Below are 3,367 nucleotides of genomic sequence, written 5' to 3'. Positions count from 1 at the left end.
CCACAACGCATCCGGGCAGTACTTCTCTACATCACCCACGCCCGTACAACGAATGATGTTGCGCTACAACAACCCCAAATGAGATGCCGTCTAAGGACGGCCCATCAGTGGCAGACCCGGACACCGCGCGGGAGTTCACCGCGCTGTACGCCGACAACCACCGGCGCGTGTACGCCTATGCCGTCGCCCGCGCCGGCCGATCACTGGCCGACGAAGTCGTGGCCGAGACGTTCCTCGTCGCCTGGCGGCGCTTCGCGCAGATGCCGCGGGCAGCACCCCTGCCGTGGCTGCTCGGCGTCGCTCGCAACGTGATCCGCGAGCGATACCGCGACGCGGAACGGCAACGCGCGGTCGCCGCCGAGATGCTGGCGTGGGCGGCCGACACGCCCGATGTCGCCGACGGCGTCGCCGAACGGGCCGCGGTCCTGACCGCCCTCGCCGGGCTGTCGGAGAACGACCGGGAGGTACTGACCCTGACCGCCTGGGACGGGCTCTCGCCCCGCGCGGCGGCCCGGGTCGTGAACTGTTCCGTCCCGGCGTTCCTGGTGCGCCTGCACCGGGCGCGCAACCGCCTCGCCCGTGCCGTTGCGGCCGCCGGGGAACCGGCCGCCTGCTCCGGCACCGGCGAGCGGGCCGTCACCGGGCCGGCCATCACCGCCAAGCCGACCACTACCAAGCCGACCAAAACGAAGCCGACCACCACCGAGCCGACCACCGCCGAGCCGACCACCACCGAGCCGGCCGTCACCGACACGGTCGTCACCAAGGAGCCGAGCCGATGAAGAACCACACCGACGTCATGAAGGCCCTCGCCGGCGCACGGCCGGCGCAGCTGGACCCGCCCGGGACGGCGCCGTTGCCCTTCGCCCTGACCGGCGTGCCCGCTCCCGCGCGCCGGGACCGGCGGTTCCGGGCCGCCGGGCTGATCCCGGCCGGGGCGCTCGCCGTCGCGGCCGTCGCCGCGGTCGCGGTCAGCGTGACCGGAACGGGCGGCGCGCCGCCCGCGCCCGGTGGGACCGGACCGGCGACCGGGGCGGCCCGCCCGCCGAGCGCGTCGCAGCTGCTGCTCGCGGCCGCCGAACGCAGCAGCCAGGACGTTCCCGGCACCGGCCGGTATCTGGTCGTCCGGACGGAGAACGGGTCGGTGCTCACCGTCGGCAGCGGCGCCTCGACATACCGGATGACGGCCCGGACGTCGTTCGAGACCTGGTTGTCCCGTTCGGGGAAGGAACCCGGCCGGGTGATCTCCCAGCCCCTCGGCCTGACTCCGCTCACCCCCTCCGACGCCGCCGCCTGGCGCGCCGCGGGATCGCCCGCGACGGTGCTGGTCGGCAAGCCGCTGCCGAACGGCGAGCTCGGCCCGGGTTCGCCGGTCAGCGTCGCCGCCGGGCCGCGGCGCAGCGACACGAACCGGGACGCGCAGACCTACGCCGTCGGCGCCGACGGCATCTCGGTGCGCGATCTGAAGAAGCTCCCGGCGGAACCGGCGGCTCTGCGGGCCGCGTTGCTCAGGCACTTCGACGGCGGCGGGGGCGACGTGCCCACCGATCGGGAGCAGTGGCTGCTCACCGTCACGTCCGGCCTGCTCACCGAGATCCCGGTCAGCGGTCCGGTTCGGGCCGCGGCCTTCCGCCTGATCGCCACCCTGCCCGGCGTGCGGTCGCTGGGCGTCGTGGCCGACCAGCACGGGCGCGCGGGACAGGGCTTCGCGTTCACCTCGGCCAGTGCCTTCACCGGCGCGATCGAGCGCCGCTTCGTGATCGACCCGGCGAGCGGGCGCGTGCTCGGCGAGGAGTCACGGGTCCTGCGCCCGGCCGGGACGACGGCCCGGCTCGAACCCGGGAGCCTCCTCGCCTACCAGGTCGTGCTGGAACAGCGGATCACCGGCGGGACGCCGCCCGAGTAGAGGCGGATCAGACCGGCCGGGACAGCTTCGTGGTTATCCGGTCGATCTCCGCCAGGGCGTAGGCGGCCAGGCTCTGCTGGGCGGCGCGGGCCTGCGGATCGGTCTCGTCGAGGTCGCCCAGCACCACGATGTTCTCGTCGTTCAGGGTGGCGGCCGGGGCGGTGTAGTTGAAGCTGCCGGCGATGACCAGCTCGCGGTCGATCACCATCAGCTTGTGGTGGACCTTGCGGACGCCGTTGCCGGGGGTGTTCTCGTGGAGCTGGGCGCCGGCGGCCTTGAGGCGTTCGGTCGCTGACCACTCCTGGGAGCCCTGACCACGGTCGAGGACACCGCGGATCGGGATGCCGGCACGCAGCAGCCAGGTCATCGTGTCGTCGATGCCGGAGGACTGGGCGAAGGTGAACATCGCGAAGTCGACCCGTTCGCGGGCCTTCAGCATCTGCTTCATGATCTCCATCTCCGGGCCCTGGTCGGGGGCGAAGACGGGCTTGACGCGGATGCGGCCGAGCTGGAATTCGGTGGGGCGGGGCGCCACGCGTTCCTGCATCGCGCCGAACGTGCCGGTGCGCATGCGCTGGAACTCGGCCAGGTAGACGGCGGCGGCGGTCCGGCCGTGCAGCACGACGAGATGGTTCAGGTTGTTGCCGGGCTGGGTGGGATGGTCCGGCGGGTTGATGCCGGTGTCGGTCATGGTGAAGTTCGTCGAGCCGGTGAGCACCGCCGCGGTGGGCAGGCCGGCGTCGCGGACGATGAACTTCTGGTGGAAGATCTTCGGGTTCAGGTCGGTGACCAGGTCCACGCCGGCCCGCAGGAGCGCCGCGTGGATCAGGCGGTTCGGCTCGTTCTCGCCGGCGCTGCTCCACGGGTCGGCCAGCGGCGGTTCCTCGGTGAGGTAGTCACCCTCCAGGATGATCTGCACCCGGACCTTGCGGGCCTTGGCCGCCAGCACCGCCTCGGCGATCGGCCGGGAATCGAGCTCCTGCACGGCGATCAGCAGCGTGGTGGTGGCCGCCGCGATGAAGTCACGGATCACCAGGTCCAGGTCGTCGGGGCCGTCGAGCACGGCCGGCCCGGCATAGAACTCGACACTGCCCAGGTCAACACCCATGCCTCAGTGTGGCTCCCGCGGACGGCGCGGGCGTGTCGGCTTACCGACGTACGTCACAGGATGCCGTTGTCGCGTGCCAGCGCAACCGCCTCGCTGCGCCGAGCCGCGCCCAGCTTGCGATAGATGGCGCGCATGTGCGCCTTGACCGTGTTGACCGAGACGCCCAGCTCGGTGGCGATCTCCGCGGCCGTGAGCATGGTCGTCAGGAAACGCAGCACCTCGGTCTCGCGCTCGCTGAGGCCGCCGCCGGCGGCGCCCGGGTGCGGCGCCGCACCGCGCACGATCTCGTCGGCCACCAGGGCGCTGCCGGGGTCGAGCAGCCGCAGCCGGCCGAGCAGTTCGTCGAGATCGCA

At 72.5% G+C, this 3,367-nt stretch carries 4 protein-coding genes; 2 read left to right on the top strand and 2 right to left on the bottom strand.

Translation table 11 applies throughout. From position 1 onward, the window contains the following. The first annotated feature begins 107 nt into the window (after window positions 1–107). Together AB0F81_RS50860 and AB0F81_RS50855 are read left to right on the top strand one after the other, a co-directional pair. Window positions 108–782: a sigma-70 family RNA polymerase sigma factor gene (locus AB0F81_RS50860; RefSeq protein ID WP_360211627.1), complete on the top strand. Its 675-nt coding sequence runs from the start codon at window positions 108–110 to the stop codon at window positions 780–782. Continuing rightward, window positions 779–1,906 carry a CU044_5270 family protein gene (locus tag AB0F81_RS50855; protein WP_360211625.1) on the top strand — a complete coding sequence of 376 codons (1,128 nt, stop codon included), beginning with the start codon at window positions 779–781 and terminating at the stop codon, window positions 1,904–1,906. Before AB0F81_RS50860 ends, AB0F81_RS50855 begins: the two co-directional genes overlap by 4 nt. Window positions 1,907–1,913: 7 nt before the next feature. On the opposite strand, the gene AB0F81_RS50850 is transcribed toward AB0F81_RS50855, so the two are convergent. After that, window positions 1,914–3,014, bottom strand: a complete 1,101-nt coding sequence (locus AB0F81_RS50850) for a phospholipase D-like domain-containing protein (protein WP_360211623.1) — start codon at window positions 3,012–3,014, stop codon at window positions 1,914–1,916. 53 nt (window positions 3,015–3,067) lie between these two features. After that, a partial coding sequence (locus AB0F81_RS50845) for a LuxR C-terminal-related transcriptional regulator (protein WP_360211621.1) occupies window positions 3,068–3,367 on the bottom strand: 300 nt, incomplete at its 5' end.

It is taken from the genome of Actinoplanes sp. NPDC024001, assembly GCF_040638955.1.
GTDB lineage: Bacteria > Actinomycetota > Actinomycetes > Mycobacteriales > Micromonosporaceae > Actinoplanes.
The sequence above is the reverse complement of the archived record's forward strand: the minus strand, read 5'-3'. Positions and strand labels throughout refer to the sequence as shown.